Here is a 16,550-nt window from a genome sequence, read left to right as displayed (position 1 = left end):
GATCGTCGTTCGCCAGCAACTGCCTGCGGATGTCTTAGAGTTGCCAGGCCTGGCCGGTGATGACCAAGCTGGCCGGGCCTACCGCCGGGCCGGCGGGATGTCAGGTCTGTGGAGCCGGCGTAAGACTGCTGGGCGTACCCACGTCCCCCGCCGTTGATTCGGGGCAGCTGCTGTCTGAGAAGCAGAAAGCTCAACCCGCGAGGGAAGAATCCCCCTGCTTCAGCTGGGGGAGATGTCAAGAGGTCCGTCCCAGGGCGAGGGCGACGGCCTGGCCCTCCAGGCCGCGGGCCAGGGCCAGGGCGCTGTCGGGCCGGGTGTGGCGGGGGGTGAGGGGGACGTAGTCGAGGTCGCACTCGGCGGCGGGGTGGTGGAGGTTGAGGGTGGCGGGCACGGTGCCGCTGTCCAGGGCGAGGGCGGCGACGGCCGCGTTCAGTGCGCCGGCGCCGCCGACGAGGTGTCCGGTCTGCGGTTTGACGCTGCTGATCTGGGCGGACTTGGCGGCCGTGCCGAGGGCGTCGTGCAGGGCGACGGTCTCGCTGGCGTCGCCCTGCAGGGTGGCGCAGCCGTGCGCGGCGATGTAGCTGCCGTCGGGGAAGGGCCGTTGGGCATCGGCGAGGGCGCGGCCGATGGCGCGGGCCAGACCGCGGGCGCGGGGCTGGGGGCTGGGCGGGCGGACGCAGTCGTTGCCGGCGCCGAAGCCGGTGATCTCGGCGTAGCAGCGGGCACCGCGGGCCAGGGCGTGTTCGCGTTCCTCCAGGACCAGGAGGGCGGCTCCCTCGCCGAAGACCGAGCCGGAGCGGTCGCGGTCGAAGGGCCGGAAGGCCTCGGTGCCCAGGTCGGTGCGGGTGCTCAGGACGCCCAGGCCGTCCATCTTGGACATCGCCCACCAGCCGGTGGCGTCGTCGTAGCCGCCCGCGAGCACGAGGTCGGCCTCGCCGCGGCGTACGGTGCGCATGCCCCGGCCGATCGCCATCGCGCCGGAGTCGGCGGTGCCGGCGAAGTAGGCGTTGGCGCCGCGGATGCCGTACTTCTCGGAGATGTGGAAGGCGGCGGCGGGCTGCAGTCCCTCGACGAAGAACAGCGGGGCGATCACCGAGGAGGCGCTCTGCCCCAGCCGGTGCAGGTCGGGGGTGCCGTCGTCGGCGCGCACGGCCTGCAGCTGGGCGATGAGCTCGTCCATGCGGGGCATTTCCTTGTTGCTGCCCAGGAACAGGCCCGCGCGCTGTCCCAGGTCGCTCCCGTCGTCCAGGCCCGCGTCCTGCAGGGCGAGGGTGGCGCCGGCCAGGGCGAGCTGGTCGCCGCGGCACAGCATGCGCAGGGTGCGGCGGGAGGCCCACTGGGCGGGGGTGAAGGAGGGGATCTCGGCGCCGATGCCGGTGCGCAGCGGGGCGGGGTCGTAGGCGCGCAGCGGTCCGATGCCGCAGCGGCCCTCCAGCAGGCTGTGCCAGGTCTCGGCGGCGCTCTGGCCGATCGCGGTCATCAGGCCGATGCCGGTGACCATCACGCGGCGGCGCTGCTCGCTCATGCTGTGCCCTCCCGGGTCGTCTCGTCGCTGACCAGGGCCAGGACACGGGCGGTGGCGACCACCCGGCCGCCGGCCCGGGCGGTGGCCCGGCACTCGGTGCGGTGCGGGCCGTGAGCGGTCACCTCGACGGTGAGGTGGACCTGGTCGCCGGGGCCGACGAAGTGCTTGAAGCGCACGCCGCGCACGGCGGCCAGGCGCCAGGTGCCGGGGCCCGCGGCGGTACGGGCGAGCGCGGCCATGCTCTCCAGCAGCAGCACGCCGGGCAGCACGGGGTGGCGCGGGAAGTGGTCGGTGAAGCAGGTCAGGGTGGCGGGCACGTTGCGCACGGCCGCCGCCCGCTCGCCGACGGCGACCTCCAGCAGCCGGTCGAACCCGCCCGGGCCGCCGCCGGGCACGGCGGCGGCCCAGGATCCCGCGCCGGCAACGGGGCCGGTGGTGACCGCCGCGGAGCCCGCACCGGAAACAGGGGCGGATCCCGCGGCTTGGGTGGGGGTGGGTCCCGCGGTGGGGACGGTGGTGGTCATGTGTCCTCCCGCGGGGCGCCGACGACGAGGCTGGTGTTGCTGCCGCCGAACGCGAACGCGTTGATCAGGGCCGCCGTCACCGGCATCGGGCGGGCGGTGTGCGGCACGTAGTCGAGGTCCAGGCCGCGGTCGGGCCGCTCGAGGTTGACGGTGGGCGGGACCAGGTGGTGGCGGATCGCGCCGAGCGCGGCCAGCACGCCCAGGCCCAGGCTGGCGGAGGTGAGGTGGCCGGCCATCGACTTGGGGGCGCTGACCACCAGACGGCGGGCGTCGTCGGCGAAGACCTTCTTGATGGCGACCGTCTCGGACTGGTCGTTGCCGTGGGTGCTGGTGCCGTGCGCGACGACGTAGTCGATGCCGGCGGTGCCCAGCCCGGATTCGCCGATCGCCGCCTCCATGGCCTGGACGGCGCCGGAGCCGTCCGGCGGGGAGTCGGTGATGCGCCAGGCGTTGAGGGTGGAGCCGTAGCCGAGGACCTCGCCCAGAACGGGCGCGCCGCGCTCGCGGGCGGCGTCGAGGTCCTCGAGGACGACGGCGACGGCGCCCTCGCCGATCACGAAGCCGGAGCGGTCGGCGTCGAAGGGCCGCGAGGCGCGTGCGGGATCGTCGTTGTGACGGTCGGTCAGCGCGCCCAGCAGGCTGAAGCCGAGCAGGTCGAGCCAGGTGGTCAGGGAGTCGTAGCCGCCGGCGACCATCAGCCGGGCGTCGCCCTCCTGGATGGCGCGGTAGGCCTCCCCGATGGCGTGCCCGGAGCCGGAGCAGGCGGTGGAGATCCCGATCATCGGCCCGGTCGCGGACATCATCCGGGCCATCGCGCTGAGCGGCACGTTCTGGTCGTCGGTGAGGGTGACGGCCGGCGGGTGGCACAAGAACGCGTCCGCGCGGCCGGTGGTGGCGCGCAGGTGGCCGACGTCCAGGAGGGCCTGCAGCTCGGGGCGGCCGACGCTCGCGCCCATCGCCACCCCGCGCTCGCCGAAGTCGTACACCTCCTCCCCCAGGTCCTCGGCCCGCGCGGAGCGCAGCGCCTCCCAGGCGGCCGCGACACCGAACAGGCCCACCCGGGAGAGGTGTTTGCGCCCGATGCGGGCCGGGATCGCCGTGGCCGGGTCGAAGTCCTTGACCTGGGCGGCGATACGCACCGGGAAACCGGCCGCGTCGAAGGTGGTCAGCGGCCCCACCCCGCTGCGGCCGGCGGCCAGGCCCTGCCAGGTGGTGCCGGCGTCGTTGCCCAGCGGGGTGACGGCGCCGACGCCGGTGATGGCTACGCGGGTCATCCCACCGGCCCCCCGCCCTGCAGCTGGTGCGCCATGCGCCGGGTGGCGGCCGGGTCGTCGAGGCGTTCGGCGTCGATGAGCGCGCACAGGATGCCGCTCGCCTCGAGGACGTTCTCGCCGTCCACGGTGACGGTGCCGTCCAGCAGGGCGGCCTCCTCGGTCATCGACTCGACGGTGGCGTGCATGCGCAGCACCTCGCCGGGGCGCACCGCGCGGTGCGCGGTGGCCTCGCCGACCGCCAGCAGCGCGGCGCGCAGCCGGTGGTCGGTGGAGAGCATGATCAGCCAGGTGGCGGACTGGCACAGGGCCTCCAGGGCCAGCCCGAAGGGCAGCGCGGGTCCGTCGCCGGTGTCCTGCCAGTAGGTCTCCTCGGCAGAGGTGACCTTGCGCGCGGTGATGTGCTCGCGGGGCGCGCAGGTCTCGATCCGGTCGATCAGATGGAATCGCATCGTCGTCTCTTCTTCCGTTCCCTCACGCGTCCGTTACGGGCGGCCGATGCCGAGCTGGGCGGAGAACCCGCCGTCCACGCAGAGCAGTTCGCCGGTGGTGTAGCCGGAGTCGGGGCCGGCCAGGAACACCGCGGCCGCGGCGACCTGGCCGGCGGTGGCGAACCGGCGCAGCGGGATCTGCCGCTTGATGCTCTTGCCGCCGTCGCGCTGCAGCACGCCGTCCACGAGTTCGGTCGGGGTGAACCCGGCCAGGACCGCGTTGACCCGGATGCCGAAGCGGGCGAGTTCGACGGCGGCGCAGCGGGTGAAGGAGTTCAGCGCGCCCTTGGAGGCCGAGTAGTTGGCCTGGCCGATCCAGCCGCGTTCGCCCATCGCGGAGGAGATGTTGACGATGGTGGCGTCGCCGCGGGCCATGAACTGTTCCAGGACGGCGTGGGTGCAGTGCCAGGCGCCGCCGAAGTTGGTCTTCATGACGTTCAGCCAGGCGTCCGGCGGCGCGTCGTAGATGAGGCCGTCGTCGCTGGTGCCCGCGTTGTTGACGAGGATGTCCAGGGGGCCCAGGAGACGGGCGGCCTCCTGTACCAGGCGGGCGGCCTGCTGCGGGTCGGCGACGTCGGCGCCGACGGCCGCGGCCCGGCCGCCCGCCGTCTCGATCTCCTTGACGACCGCCAGGGCGTCCTCCTGGCGGGAGCGGTAGTTGACGGCGACGGCCGCCCCCTGCTCGGCCAGGGCCAGGGCGATGGCCCGGCCGATGCCGCGTGAGGCACCGGTGACCAGGGCGGTGCGGTCCTTCAGCTTCATCTGGATTCCTCCGTGGACACCCCGGCCTTCAGGCTGGGGAGGAAACGGACTCCTGCGGAGCAGGGCAGGGGAAGACGATGCGCCGCCAGGGCGGATCGTCGTTCACCAGCAACTGCCTGCGGATGTCTTAGAGTTGCCAGGCCCGGCCGGTGATGACCAAGCTGGCCGGGCCTACCGCCGGGCTGGCGGGATGTCAGGTCTGTGGAGCCGGCGTAAGACTGCTGGGCGTACCAGCGTCCCCCGCCGTTGATTCGGGGCAGCTGCTGTCTGAGAAGCAGAAAACTCAACCCGCGAGGGAAGAATCCCCCTGCTTCAGCTGGGGGAGATGTCAACTGTCTCTTCCCGTTTCTGCTACGAGGGGGCGGTGGCCGGCCGGGGCCCGCGCGGGCGCCAGGGGCGGCGGGGGTGCGGGACGCCGTTGGCCCGCACCGCCACCGGCCCCGGGGGGAGGGGTCCGGGTTCAGGCGGCGTGCTGGGCCGCGGCCCGCTCGGTCAGCAGGTCGGTGAGGTTTTGCACGGTGAACAGGCCCAGCACGCCCTCGGCGGTCAGCGGCTCGCTGAGCTGGCTGCGGTCGAACTGCGGCAGGACCTTCTCCAGGTGGGTGAGGCCGGTGTCGTTGACGACCTCGTTCTCGTCGCCGAACTCCTCGTCGGGGATGCCGCCCTGCAGCAGGGCGGCGATGTCGGCCACGGTGATCTTCACCTTGGTGGCGCGCTCGATACGGAAGAGGATGTCGAGCAGGTCGATCGACTCGGCACCCAGCTGCCCGAGCAGGGTCGCCTCGGGCACGGCCTCGGCCTCGTCGATGCCCAGGGCGTCGGCGATGGCGGCCTGGACCGCGCAGAAGTAGTCGGTCGAGGTGGGGGTCAGGGTTTCGGACACCGTTGGCTGCCTTTCGGATGGGTCGTTCCGCCGGTACCGGCCCGGGGGCCCGCACACGGACGGACGGGAGAGGAAAAAGAAGAGGAAGAGAAGGAAGGGGAGAGAAGAGGCGGAGCTGGAGGTAGAGGGGCGGAGGGAGCGGGCGGCGGGGACGGTGAGGGCGGGCCGGGTCAGGCGGCGGCGCCAGGGGCGGGCTCCTGCCCGAGCTCGCGCAGCAGTGCGGAGATCCGGCGCGCGTCGTGGGTGCTGCGCACCACGGAGTGGACGCCGGTGCGGTTGGCGAAGCCGCTGAGCACCCGGCCGGGACCGACCTCCAGGCAGCCGTCGACGGCGTGCGCGGCCACCGCGCCCAGCACGTCCGCCCACCGCACCGGCCCGGCCAGCTGACGGCGCAGCAGATCGCGGGCGTGGCCGCCGTCGCGCACCAGGGTGCCGGTCACCGAGCTGATCACGGGCAGCTGGGGCGCATGGAAGCGCACGCGCTCCAGTTCGGCGGCGAACTCGTCCTCGACCGCCCGCATCAGCGAGCAGTGGAAGGGCGCCGAGACCTTCAGCGCCACCGCCCGCTCGGCGCCCGCGGCCAGTGCCCGGCGGGCGGCCTCCTCGACCGCGGGACGCTGTCCGGAGATCACGGTCTGGCCCGGCTCGTTGTAGTTGGCGACCTCCACCACGCCCAGGGGGGCGCAGTCCGCGCAGATCTCCTCGATCCGGGCGGCGGCAAGGCCCAGTACGGCCGTCATCGCGCCGCCGACCTGCCGGGAGACCCCCGCCATCAGCTCGCCCCGGCGGCGCACCAGCCGCAGCGCCGCCTCGGCCTCCAGCACCCCGGCGGCCACCAGCGCGGGGTACTCCCCCAGGCTGTGCCCGGCCACCACGGCGGGCACGAAACCCGCCTGATCGCGCAGTACCTCAAGGACCGCGAGGCTGGTGGCGACGATGGCGGGCTGGGCGATCTCGGTCGGGGCCAGCTCCTCCTCCGGCGCGGTGCTGCACAGCGCGGTCAGCGGCAGGCCGGTCGCGTCCTCGGCGCGGGCCAGGACGCGTCCGGCGGTGCGGGGGTGTTCACGCAGCAGATGCCCGGCCATGCCCGCGCGCTGCGAGCCCTGCCCGGGAAACATCGTGAAGAGATTGTCGATCATCCCCGTTCCTGCCTCACTGAGTTGTCGGAAGAACCGTCGGAAAAATTCGGAAGAACTACCGGAAGAACTACCGGAAGAGCTGCCGGAAGAGCTGTCCGAAGATCTGGAAGAACGGTCCGCGGAAGGGTCCGGGAGAGCGGTCCGGGAGAGCTGTTTCCAGAGCCGGAGAAAGGTCATCGGGCGGTCGGCGGGCGGTACTTGGTCCTGTGAATCTGCCACGGGGTTCTGGCGCATTCCTTGAATGCGTCTGGACCGGCACTACGGCGCCCGGCAATCAGCCACTAACGTGCTGGCATGGTGAGGATGAGTGCAGACGAGCGGCGCCGGAGCGTCATCCGCGCGGCCGTGAGCGAATTCGCCCGGGGCGGGTACGACGGCACGTCCACCGAGGCCATCGCCCGGCGTGCGGGGGTGTCGCAGCCGTACCTCTTCCGGCTCTTCGCGGGCAAGCGGGCGCTCTTCCTCGCGGCGGCGCGGTGCTGCCTGGCCGACACCGCCCGGCTGTTCACCGAGGCCACCGAGGGCCTGGCGGGCGAGGAGGCACTGCGCGCCATGGCCAACGCCTACACCCGCGTCATCGTCAAGGAGCCGGAGCGGCTGCTGATGCAGATGCAGGTGTATGTCGCGGTGGCGGCGGGCGAGGCGGACGGTGACGCGGCGTTCGGGGAGGCGGTGCGGGCCGAGTGGCGGCGGCTGTGGGACACCGTCCACCGGCCGCTCGGCGCGGACACCGGCCAGACCACCACGTTCATGGCGTACGGGATGCTGGTCAACGTCCTGCTCTGCCTGGGGTTTCCGCCCGGGGACCCGCTCTGGGACGGGCTGTATCCGGCGGCGCGGGCCGGGGCGCGGCAGCCGGGCGCCCTGCAGCGGCGGCCGGCAGCCGGCTGACGGCCGCCGTCCGCCGGGCGGGCGGGACCGGTGGGACCGGCGGGGCGGTACGCGGCCGGGCTGGACTGGGCTGGGCCGAAAACCGAGGGCCGGATCCGGGCTGGGGCCGCGGGGTGCGGCCGGGACGCCGAAGCCCAGGGCCGGGGGCCCAGGCCCGCGGTCCGTGCTCTTGACCCGTGAGCCGTGGCTCGTAACCCCGTGGCCCGTGAGCCAGAGGCGGCGGGTACGGGACCGGGGCCGGTCGGCCGGACCCGGAACCCGGACCGCCCGCGGCCCGTGAGCCGGGGGCCGGGGGCCGGGGGCCGGGGGCCGCGGGGAGGACGTCCGGGGCTGGATCTCCGGTCCGGGACCGGGTCCCGGTCCGTCCGTGGCCCGTGGCTCAGGGGCCGTGGGCCCAGTCCGTGCGCGGGGCCCCGGCCCACGGGTACGACGGCCGGAGCCGGGGCCCGCGACCGGGCCTGGAACGGGGGGCTCCGGGGCGGGCGTCAGTCCACGGTGGCGGCCGGGGCGGGGGCCGGGCGGCGGGCCGGGGCCCAGCGGGTGCCGTAGGCGACCTGGCCCTTCTCCGCGGCGGCGAAGGCCTTCGTGTTCCAGTTCTTGCGCATGAACGCCTCGCGCGCCCGGATCAGCAGCGGATTCTGTACCGCGCCCATCCGCCCGATCCGCCAGGCGATGCGCTGCAGCGGCGCGGTACGGGCGCGGCGTTCGCGCTCGTAGCGGCGCAGCGCGGCGATGGGGTCGTCGGCGTGCTCCAGGTGCTCGGCGAGGACCAGGGCGTCCTCCAGGGCCTGGCAGGCGCCCTGGCCGATGTTGAAGGTGATGGGGTGCGCGGCGTCGCCGAGCAGGGTGACGCGGCCCTGGCCCCACCGGCGTTCGGGGCTGCGGCCCTCGACGTCGCCGCGGATGATGTCCTCCTCGGGGGTGGCGGCGAGGATGTCGGCCACCGGGCCGCCCCAGCCGCGGTGGCGGCGCAGCAGCATCTCCCGCACGCCGGGCGTGTCCCGGCCGCCCGCGGGCCCGTTGGCCACGCTCATCCAGTGGACCAGGCCGGGTGCCACGTCGTAGTAGGTGAAGCGGGTGCCGGGCCCGAACATCGCGTTGAAGGTGCCCGGCGGGATGTCCGGGTGCTGCAGGGGGGAGCGGCCGCGCCAGGCGATGTAGCCGCTGTAGCGGTTGCGGGCGGGACCGAAGAGAGCGTCGCGGACCGTGCCGTGGATGCCGTCGGCGCCGATCAGCAGGTCGCCCCGTTCGCTGCCGCCGTCCGCGAACCGTACGGTGACCCCGTCCTCGTCCTGCTCGAAGCCGGTCACGTGGGCCCCGGTGCGCACCGGGGAGCCGTGCAGGGCCTCGCGCAGCACGCCGTGCAGGACGGAGCGCTCGACGGCGATCGTGGGCGCGCCGTAGCGCTCGACGAAGTCGCCGACCGGCCAGGCGCCCAGCACCTCGCCGCGGTGGGTGCTGAAGTGCGCGACCTGCTGGGCCGGGGCCGTCTCGAGGACCTGCCCGGCCACGCCCAGGCAGTCCAGCGCGAGCACGCCGTTGGTCCAGATGTGCAGGCCCGCGCCGCCGTCGCGCAGTGCCTCGGCCCGTTCGAAGACGACGGGCTCAAGACCGGCGCGCTGGAGCGCGAGGGCAGCGGCCAGGCCGCCGATCCCTCCGCCGGCGATGAGTACGCGACGGGCACGTCCAAGGGCCATGGGTCTGTCTCCTCGTGGCTGTCCGGGCGGATGTCCCCGTAGGGCGGGGACGGCACTCCGCTGCGGCCCGGGGTGCTCCCTCGTCGTTCTTGCGGAATCCCCTGCGGACCACTGGAGTTGTCAACGCTAGCATTCGAAGCACTGAACTTGATAGTGTCGGCAGTACATCTAGCGTTGATAAATCCACGTGGCGGCAGGCCATGTGGCAACCGGCAGACGGACAAGGGTGGTTGTGATGGAAACCCTCGTACAGACCCTGGCCGTGGTGGCCACGATGGCCAACGCGGTGGTCTACGGCACCGATGTCTTCTCCGCGATCGTCCAGCGGCCGGCCCTCGCGCACGTCGACGACGCGGTGCTGACCAGCACCATGGGGCAGATCCACCGTTTCGGGGACCGCCGGATGCCCGTCCCGGGCGTCTTCGGCCTGCTCGCCACGGTGGCCACGGCCGTCGCGGCCGGGTTCGGCGGCCGCGTGAGCGCGGCCGTCGCGGCCGCCGTCGCGGCGGCGGCCCTGGTGGTGTGGCTGGCCGTCTACAACAAGGTGAGCGCGCCGGTGAACAAGGAGCTGACCGACGCGGCCCTCGACTGCCGCACCGCGCCCGACGCGCGGGGCCTGCAGCGCACCTGGGACAGCGTCATCAACGCCCGGGTCGTGCTGCAGGCGGTGGCGCTGGGCGCGATGTGCGTGGCACTCGTGGCGTCCTGACACCGCGGAAGGCCGCCGCCGCGCAGACGGGCGAGGGGTGGGGCAGGGAAACCCGCGGGTCTCCCTGCCCCACCCCCTTCCCGCCTCCCGCTTCCTTCTTCCCGCTTCCCGCTTCCCGTCCGCGGCGGCCCCTGCCGCAGGGCGATTACTGCAGGGCGATGCTGCCCAGGACGGACGTCTCGGTGTCCTCGTCCGGGCCGTCGGCGATCTCACTGCCGAATGCGGGGCCGAGCTCCGGCTCGTTTCCTGCGGGATTCTTCTTCTTGCTGACCACGGTGGTGTCCCTTCGGGCGTGAGCGGCCAATACCGTACTGAGATTCACGAAGGGCCGCACCGCGCGTCAAGGCGCATTGCGCCGCGTCCACCGGAACGCGAGGCGCCCTCGAGAAATCCGGTAAAAGAAATACGCATTCCGCACACCGCACTCCCCCGCGGCCGGCGGGAATCAGCGCGCCGCCCCGCCCGCCCGAATTCCCCCCACTCCCCTCCCCCGCCCCTTCCCTGCTCCTTCCCTTTCCTCCCGCGGTTCCTCCCGCGGTTCCTCCCGCGGCGGTCTGGCCGGGCGCGGGCGGCGGGTCACGCCGGTCCGGCCGGGGCGGGCCGGGACTGGGCGAGGGCGTCCGCGAGGGTCCGCCAGATCTCCGCGGCGAGGTCGATGTTGGCGTCCTCCTGGGCCTGCTGCGCCAGGGTGCGCAGCCCCTCCACGCCGGAGGCGTCGCCGCCCAGGATCAGCAGCCGCTGGCGCAGGATCTCCAGCCGCACCCGGTCGCGGTAGGTCATCCTCGGCTCGTCCCCGGCCAGGTCGCCCAGCAGGGCGCGGGCATCGTCGTAGCGGCCGGTGGCGAACGCCAGATCGGCCTTCAGCGCGGTCAGGTCCTGGCGCAGGGCGGGCGTGCCGACGAAGGCGAGGGCGGCCTCGGCCTGAGCGGCGCAGGCCGCGGCCCGCGCGGGGTCGGGGGGCAGGGTCTGCAGGTGCAGCCGGCCCGCGGCCAGCCGCAGCCTGAGCCACAGCACCAGGTCCTCCTGGCTGCTGAAACGCTCCAGGGCCGCATCCAAGAAGGCCTGCGCCCCGGTGTGGTCGCCCTGGCGCACCCGGACGGCGGCGGCCGTCCACATGGCCTCGGCCCACAGCGCGTCGGTGCGGCCGGCGACCAGCGCGGCCAGTTCGTCGGCGTGCACCCGCGCCTCCGGCACCTGCCCGGCCTCCGCCTGCACCGACACCAGCGCCAGCAGCGCGGCGGCCCGGTCCTCCACGCCCAGGTCCTCGCCCAGGGCGAGCCGGTGGGCGGCGACGGCCGCGTCCAGGGCGGGGGTGATCTCACCGAGCGAGCGCAGGCAGCGGGCCAGCCGGGTCAGGCCGCGCACCCGCAGCTCGGCCGATCCCACCTCGTCGCCGAGCGCCACCAGCCGGCCGAGGTCCGCGCGCTCGGCGGCGTGGTCGCCCTGCAGCCGGGCGGCCCGCGCCAGCAGCCACAGCGCCTGCCAGCGCAGCACCGCGCTCTCGTGGCCCTCGGCGGCCAGCGCCGCGCGCAGCGCCCCGATGGCGTCCGCGGAACCGGTGGAGGACGCCAGCGTCAGCGCGTGTGCCAGGGAACCGGTGACCGGCTCCTCGAAGTCGGCGGCGTCCAGGCCCAGCCGGCCCGCCAGATAGCCCACGGCCCGGTCGGTGGGCTGGCGCGCCCCCGATTCCAGACGGGAGAGATAACCGGTGGACATGCCCTCGCCGGCCAGCGCCGTCTGCGACAGCCCCTGGGCCGTCCGGAGCTTTTTCAGGCGGTGTCCGAACGCGGGCTGTCGCAGCATGACCGAATCCCCTGGGGTGAGCGGGCAAGAAAGTTTCACCGGGAGCCGCCCCGAGCGTAGGGCGCCGGGCAACACGCGGGCAAACCTTTGCCAGGCCCCCGCCGGGAATCTCGTGCCGCTCTCACGCGCCTCTCACGCGTCTCTCGTGGACTCCTCCAGCGTTCCTCCAGCGCGGCGGGGCACGCTCGGCAGGACCCGGCCGGCGCACCCGGCCGGGTGCGGAGCCCCTCCGCAGGTCAACGCCCGGGAGTCGACGATGAGGCCATCGGTGTGCGCACCACGGTGGGCGGCGTGGACGGCCACCACGGGACACGGCAGCGGCCCCTCCCCGGCGGCGGACACCGGCCACCGGGCCCCGTCGGCGCCGGACACCCCCTCTGACGAGGACATCGGCTGGCCCAGACGGTGCACGCCGCCCGCCCCGTAACCCACCTAACCCCGCTGCGCCGGGTGATGGACCTGTGTCACCGTCCTTGCCGGAGCCGCGCCCTGGGGGCTGGGACGGCGCCCCGTGCAATGAAAGACACGGGGCCAGACGCCCGCGCCCTTCCGCGACCAGGGGCCCTGCTCCCTCAACTGCCCCCGGCCACTGGCACGTTCTGATCCAGCAGACCCTGCCGGTCCGTGACTGGCTTTCGGCGCCGAGTTGCGGGCTGTCGACCCGCACACGAGCAGCCGCGGCATCAGACCCCGTGGTCGTCTGCGCCGAGCCGCTGGCTGAGGTCGCTCGCCCGATGCCGGGCCCGGGCCCGCAGGCGCGAGGTCTCGTCCTCGGTGAGTCCGTGGGCGGCGAATTCCTCGTCGTCGTACCACTCGGCGCCGGCGAGACAGCCATGGAGGTCCCGGAGGCGGAACTCGTCGCGGCCGTGCCGCCCGCCGAGCCGTTCGAGGTCGTTCGCGGTGTGGTTCTCGGTGTGGTTCTCGGCGGCGGCGTGCACATCGATGAGATCTCTCACCGCGCCCCGGCCAGCCAGGGGGGCGGGGCGGGGCGCGGACCTTGGTGCCGATGACGTCAGGAAGAGCGAGGACCAGGCCGTACTCCGTTTCCACGGGCGGTGCCCAGAGGTTCTCTTTGAGGATGTCCACTTCGCCGTCCTCGCCGGTTGCGGGGACGGCGGCCACAAGGCGTGCGGAGAGCGGGTCCACGCCGACTACCGTGACGGCCCGGCCACGCCGGACCAGACCGTGCTCCACAGCGTGGACGATGTCCGTCAGGGGGGCCGGATTCTCGGTGGCGACGTCAAGGTCCTGACTCAGCCGGTCGACCAGCCCATGGGCCTGGACCGCGTATCCACCCGTGATGATCAAGGGGTACGGCGTGCCGATCGCGAGGACACCGGCCAAGAGCCGCCGGTGGAGCTCGCTGAGGTTCACGCGGCGGTCGGCGTCCGCCTGGCGAGCGCGGGAAAAGCGTCCTCCCCCACCAGGCGGATGTGCCTGCTGACCAAGGTGCGCAGCACGGGCCACCGGGCGACCAGCAGGTCCCCGCCGAGCAGGGTGATCAGGTCGTCACACTGCCCCTCGGCAAGGACAGTGCGGTACAGGCTCATGCGCTGGCGCGGCCGGTCCAGGCCGTAGGCGCGAAGCCCGGACCAGGCGACGTGCAGCGGCAGTTCAATCCGGCCCTGCACGGGTCCGGAAAGCTCGTCGAGCGAGGCGGGCAGGCGACACGCGTACCGCTCCCGCAGAACTTCGGCGGCGGGCGGGTGCGGGAGGCCGCTGCGGTGGGCGGGGCGGTCAGCCGGAGGGGGCGTCGGCCGCGGGGGCGGCCGGGCGCAGGGGGGCGGCCGGGGCGCGCAGGCCGGATTCGAAGGCGTAGATCGCGGCGTGGACCCGGTTGCGCAGCCGCAGCTTGTGCAGCAGGTTCTGCACGTGGGTCTTCACGGTGTGCTCGGACAGGGTCAGCGCCCGGGCTATCTCGCCGTTGGACAGGCCGCGGGCCAGCAGGTCCAGGACCTGGCACTCGCGGTCGGTGAGCCGGTCGGGGCTGACGGGCGAGAGGGGCGCCGCCGGCCCGGCGGCAGGCCTGCGCCCGGGCGGGGACGGGGTGGGGCCGTGCACCAGGGTGTATCCGGCGGCGGCCAGGACGACCGCGGAGGCCAACTGCCCGGCGGTGGCGGTGGCCGGCAGGTGGCCGCCGGCCGCCCGGCCGGCGGCGTCGGTGCGGCCCGGGCCGCCGAGGGTCAGCAGCGGCAGGTCCCCGCCGCCGAAGGCCGGCGCGGCGGCCTGTCCGCCGCCGGGCGCGCCGTGGGCGACCAGGACGTGCGGGGGCCGGGCGGCCAGCGCGCGCAGCAGCGGCGGCCCCGGTTCGCTCTCGCCGGTGACGCGGATGTCGGGGTGGCCCTCGAGGAGGGCGGTGATACCGCGGCGGGCGAGCGGGTCCTCGCCGATCACGTGCACGCGCACGCCCGGCCCCGCGCCCGGGCGCGGGGCCGGGGCCGGGGTCGGGGCCGGGCCGGCCGCCTCGCCGGGGGCGGGGGCCGGTGCGGGGAGCACGCGGAGTGTGGCGTGCCGCTCGTCCATGGCGCTCTCCTCCCTGTCTCCCGGGATGTCCCGCCGGTCCCGGGTTGTCCCGCCGGTCCTGGGTTGTCCCGCCGGTCCTGGGTTGTCCTGTCGGGTCCTGGGATGTCCCGCCCTGTTCACCGTAGGCGGCGGGCGCGGCCGTGTCCGGTGCGCTCCAGCGGGCCACGACCCGTCCGCTATCCGTTGCTCAGATATCCGTTGCTCAGAGCCTCAGCGGCTCTCGGCATTCCGGGTCCGGGTCCGGGCAGGCATTTCCTCCCGGAAGGAGTCCGTCGCCGGGGGACGCGGGGTCAGGCGGCGGCCTCCACGGCGGCCAGGGCGTGCAGCCGGCGGCGCAGTTCACGGCGGGCGGGCCGGCCGCCCGGCCGGCGGGGGACGGCGTCGAGGGCCTCCAGGCGGCGGATCTGCTCGCCGGGGCCGAGCCGGGCGTTGGCCTGTGCGGCGACCGAGTCGAGGACGTCGAGCAGGCCGCAGCCGTCGCCGGGGGGCATCTCGCGCAGGACCACGCCGGCCCAGACCAGGGCGCCGCGCGCCGGGTCGGGCCAGTCCGCGACGATGCAGTCGGCCACCCGCGGGTCCTGGCCGATGACCCGTTCCACCACGGCCGGGGCGACCAGGGCGTCGTCGCAGGTGAATACGGAACCGGGCGCATCCACCAGGTGCAGTCCGCCGTCCGCGTCGAGATAGCCCGCATCGCCGGTGGACAGCCAGCCGTCCGCGTCCTGCGCCGCACCGGCCGGGCCGGGGCTCAGCTGCGGTCCGCGGATCTGGACCTGGCCGGTCGACCACACCGGCGCGGGCCGGGCGCCGCCCGGCAGGACGACCCGGCACTCGGTGCCCGGCAGCGGCACCCCGACCGCGCCGAGACCGGGCCGCGAGCCGGGCGGCTGGTGGTGGGAGAGGGCACCCACCTCGGTGAGGCCGTAGCCCTGCAGGACCGGTACGCGCAGCGCGTCGCGCAGCCGGCGGGCGCGGCCGGGCTCCAGCGCGCCGCCGCTGACGTGGAGGGCGCTCAGCCGGCGGGCGCCCGTCCGGGCACCGGCCCCGCCCAGCCGGGTGTCGCCGGCAAGGCGGTGCAGCCGGGCGGGCGGGGCGTAGAAGTGGGTGGCATCCGCCCGCGCGGCTGCTTCCAGTGCTCCGAAGGGATCCGGGTCCGGGCACAGCACCTGCCGGGCCCCGGCGTGGACGGCCGAGTTGAGGTGCACGGCGTGGTACCGCGGCAGGTGGTTGAGGACGACGGAGGAGGGGCCCAGACGGTGGGCGAGGGCGGTCTGGGCGGCGCCCGCGAGAAGGTTGCGGTGCGTCAGCCGCACCCCGTTCAGCCGTCCCGCACCGTCCGGGGCGAACTGCAGGCACGCCACCGTGTCCACGCCCGGCGCCGGTGTCCGCGCGGGCACGCCGGCGGGCACCGGCGCCAGCGCCCGCGCCATCGGCACACCCCCGCCCGCACCCGCCGGCGTGTCTGTTGCCGCGTCCGCCGGGGCGTCCGTGAGGACGACGGTGTGCAGCAGGGGCAGCCGGTCACCGAGCCCGGCGAGCAGCCCGGCCAGCGCGGCGGGGACGAAGGCGATCTCGGCCCCGGCCGCCGAGCACACCTCGTACAGGGCGGCCGGCCCCATCAGCGGGTCGAGCAGGGCGAGCGGGTGACCGCTGCGGACGGTGCCGTAGTACACGGCGGGGAAGACCGCATCGAGGGTGGCGGCCGCGGCGACGACCGCGCCGGCCCGGCCCGCGGCGCGCCGCACGTAGTGGGCGATACGGTCCGCCTCCCGGTCCAGGGCCGCGAACGACACCCCGGCCCCCGCCCCCGCCACGGTGACGGCCGGGGCGTCCGCGTCACGGGCCGCGGCTCGCCGCAGCAGGTCGTCCAGCGGGCTCTCCAGATACCTGAGGATGGGCACGGCACGACCTCCCGGCGGCAGACAGACAAAAACAGCGGATGTCCGGATGCCCCACGGTCGGCGGCCGGGCTCGAGACCCCTTGGAAACCCGCTGGAGATCCCCGCCACCGCACCGGCCCGCGTCGCGGACCGAGGACCGGGGCCAACGGCGGGAACGGCCCGGTGCAGCCGCCTCCGCCCGTACAGGTGGTGCAGCCCGTGCAGAGGGTGCAGAGGGTGCAGCCCGTGCAGGTGGTGCAGCCCGTGCAGAGGGTGCAGAGGGTGCAGCCCGTGCAGGTGGTGCAGCCCGTGCAGAGGGTGGTGCGGACCGGGGACGCGGGCAGGTCCTCGGGCAGCCGGAGCCCCGGCACGGACCGGTCCCGGGCGTACGGCGGCCAGGGCGGGCCTGCCACGAGGACCGGGGCCGGCGCCGGGACCGGGACCGGGACCGG

Annotated in this window: 15 protein-coding genes and 1 pseudogene; 2 read left to right on the top strand and 14 right to left on the bottom strand. The window is 74.8% G+C overall.

The annotated features are described in order from the left end of the window. Nucleotides 1-235: 235 nt before the first annotated feature. The 7 genes from ACIRA5_RS48800 to fabD form a co-directional block, all read right to left on the bottom strand. A complete protein-coding gene (locus ACIRA5_RS48800; RefSeq protein ID WP_403703715.1) occupies nt 236-1,525 on the bottom strand; it encodes a beta-ketoacyl-[acyl-carrier-protein] synthase family protein in 1,290 nt (429 codons plus the stop codon). Continuing rightward, complete coding sequence (locus ACIRA5_RS48795; protein ID WP_403703712.1) at nt 1,522-2,049, bottom strand: 3-hydroxyacyl-ACP dehydratase FabZ family protein; 528 nt, start codon at nt 2,047-2,049, stop codon at nt 1,522-1,524. Before ACIRA5_RS48795 ends, ACIRA5_RS48800 begins: the two co-directional genes overlap by 4 nt. Then, nucleotides 2,046-3,323, bottom strand: a complete 1,278-nt coding sequence (locus ACIRA5_RS48790) for a beta-ketoacyl-[acyl-carrier-protein] synthase family protein (protein WP_403703709.1) — start codon at nt 3,321-3,323, stop codon at nt 2,046-2,048. The genes ACIRA5_RS48795 and ACIRA5_RS48790 overlap by 4 nt, the downstream gene beginning before the upstream one ends. After that, nucleotides 3,320-3,772: a 3-hydroxylacyl-ACP dehydratase gene (locus ACIRA5_RS48785; RefSeq protein ID WP_403703706.1), complete on the bottom strand. Its 453-nt coding sequence runs from the start codon at nt 3,770-3,772 to the stop codon at nt 3,320-3,322. The genes ACIRA5_RS48790 and ACIRA5_RS48785 overlap by 4 nt, the downstream gene beginning before the upstream one ends. 33 nt (nt 3,773-3,805) lie before the next feature. Continuing rightward, nucleotides 3,806-4,573, bottom strand: a complete 768-nt coding sequence (locus tag ACIRA5_RS48780) for an SDR family NAD(P)-dependent oxidoreductase (RefSeq protein ID WP_403703704.1) — start codon at nt 4,571-4,573, stop codon at nt 3,806-3,808. A gap of 460 nt (nt 4,574-5,033) precedes the next feature. Then, a complete protein-coding gene (locus tag ACIRA5_RS48775; RefSeq protein WP_257016084.1) occupies nt 5,034-5,456 on the bottom strand; it encodes an acyl carrier protein in 423 nt (140 codons plus the stop codon). A gap of 170 nt (nt 5,457-5,626) precedes the next feature. Next, on the bottom strand, nt 5,627-6,595 hold the full coding sequence (gene fabD, locus ACIRA5_RS48770) for an ACP S-malonyltransferase (RefSeq protein ID WP_403703699.1): 969 nt from the start codon (nt 6,593-6,595) through the stop codon (nt 5,627-5,629). 294 nt (nt 6,596-6,889) lie between these two features. Here fabD and ACIRA5_RS48765 point away from each other — a divergent pair, with 294 nt between their 5' ends. Then, nucleotides 6,890-7,486, top strand: coding sequence for a TetR/AcrR family transcriptional regulator (locus ACIRA5_RS48765; protein ID WP_403703696.1), 597 nt, complete (start codon nt 6,890-6,892; stop codon nt 7,484-7,486). Nucleotides 7,487-7,971: 485 nt separating this feature from the next. Here ACIRA5_RS48765 and ACIRA5_RS48760 read toward each other — a convergent pair whose 3' ends face one another. Then, entirely contained in the window at nt 7,972-9,183 is a 1,212-nt protein-coding gene (locus ACIRA5_RS48760; RefSeq protein ID WP_403703693.1) for an FAD-dependent monooxygenase, read from the bottom strand. A 235-nt stretch (nt 9,184-9,418) separates the two neighbouring features. Here ACIRA5_RS48760 and ACIRA5_RS48755 point away from each other — a divergent pair, with 235 nt between their 5' ends. Next, nucleotides 9,419-9,892, top strand: coding sequence for a DUF1772 domain-containing protein (locus ACIRA5_RS48755; protein WP_403703689.1), 474 nt, complete (start codon nt 9,419-9,421; stop codon nt 9,890-9,892). 145 nt (nt 9,893-10,037) lie between these two features. Here the strand turns inward: ACIRA5_RS48755 and ACIRA5_RS48750 are convergent, their stop codons facing one another. From ACIRA5_RS48750 to ACIRA5_RS48725, 6 genes and pseudogenes are all read right to left on the bottom strand, one after another. After that, complete coding sequence (locus ACIRA5_RS48750) at nt 10,038-10,166, bottom strand: hypothetical protein (protein ID WP_403703686.1); 129 nt, start codon at nt 10,164-10,166, stop codon at nt 10,038-10,040. Between the two features lie 302 nt (nt 10,167-10,468). After that, nucleotides 10,469-11,695, bottom strand: a complete 1,227-nt coding sequence (locus tag ACIRA5_RS48745; protein ID WP_403703683.1) for a helix-turn-helix domain-containing protein — start codon at nt 11,693-11,695, stop codon at nt 10,469-10,471. A gap of 683 nt (nt 11,696-12,378) precedes the next feature. Then, nucleotides 12,379-13,069: pseudogene (locus tag ACIRA5_RS48740) on the bottom strand (nucleotidyl transferase AbiEii/AbiGii toxin family protein). Next, nucleotides 13,066-13,326: a transcriptional regulator gene (locus tag ACIRA5_RS48735; protein WP_403703680.1), complete on the bottom strand. Its 261-nt coding sequence runs from the start codon at nt 13,324-13,326 to the stop codon at nt 13,066-13,068. The pseudogene ACIRA5_RS48740 and the gene ACIRA5_RS48735 overlap by 4 nt, the downstream one beginning before the upstream one ends. A 106-nt stretch (nt 13,327-13,432) precedes the next feature. Beyond that, on the bottom strand, nt 13,433-14,218 hold the full coding sequence (locus tag ACIRA5_RS48730) for a response regulator transcription factor (RefSeq protein WP_403703677.1): 786 nt from the start codon (nt 14,216-14,218) through the stop codon (nt 13,433-13,435). A gap of 290 nt (nt 14,219-14,508) precedes the next feature. Beyond that, a complete protein-coding gene (locus ACIRA5_RS48725; RefSeq protein ID WP_403703674.1) occupies nt 14,509-16,119 on the bottom strand; it encodes a fatty acid--CoA ligase family protein in 1,611 nt (536 codons plus the stop codon). Nucleotides 16,120-16,550: the final 431 nt, after the last annotated feature.

Source organism: Streptomyces sp. NPDC096311 (genome assembly GCF_044763085.1).
GTDB lineage: Bacteria > Actinomycetota > Actinomycetes > Streptomycetales > Streptomycetaceae > Streptomyces.
This window is presented reverse-complemented; position numbering and strand designations above follow the sequence as displayed.

Coding starts and splice junctions, on each gene's coding strand:
- ACIRA5_RS48755 (WP_403703689.1), top strand. CDS start 9,419: ATGGAAACCCTCGTACAGACCCTGGCCGTGGTGGCCACGATGGCCAAC.
- ACIRA5_RS48730 (WP_403703677.1), bottom strand. CDS start 14,218: ATGGACGAGCGGCACGCCACACTCCGCGTGCTCCCCGCACCGGCCCCC.
- ACIRA5_RS48800 (WP_403703715.1), bottom strand. CDS start 1,525: ATGAGCGAGCAGCGCCGCCGCGTGATGGTCACCGGCATCGGCCTGATG.
- ACIRA5_RS48765 (WP_403703696.1), top strand. CDS start 6,890: ATGGTGAGGATGAGTGCAGACGAGCGGCGCCGGAGCGTCATCCGCGCG.
- ACIRA5_RS48780 (WP_403703704.1), bottom strand. CDS start 4,573: ATGAAGCTGAAGGACCGCACCGCCCTGGTCACCGGTGCCTCACGCGGC.
- ACIRA5_RS48760 (WP_403703693.1), bottom strand. CDS start 9,183: ATGGCCCTTGGACGTGCCCGTCGCGTACTCATCGCCGGCGGAGGGATC.
- ACIRA5_RS48745 (WP_403703683.1), bottom strand. CDS start 11,695: ATGCTGCGACAGCCCGCGTTCGGACACCGCCTGAAAAAGCTCCGGACG.
- fabD (WP_403703699.1), bottom strand. CDS start 6,595: ATGATCGACAATCTCTTCACGATGTTTCCCGGGCAGGGCTCGCAGCGC.
- ACIRA5_RS48790 (WP_403703709.1), bottom strand. CDS start 3,323: ATGACCCGCGTAGCCATCACCGGCGTCGGCGCCGTCACCCCGCTGGGC.
- ACIRA5_RS48785 (WP_403703706.1), bottom strand. CDS start 3,772: ATGCGATTCCATCTGATCGACCGGATCGAGACCTGCGCGCCCCGCGAG.
- ACIRA5_RS48795 (WP_403703712.1), bottom strand. CDS start 2,049: ATGACCACCACCGTCCCCACCGCGGGACCCACCCCCACCCAAGCCGCG.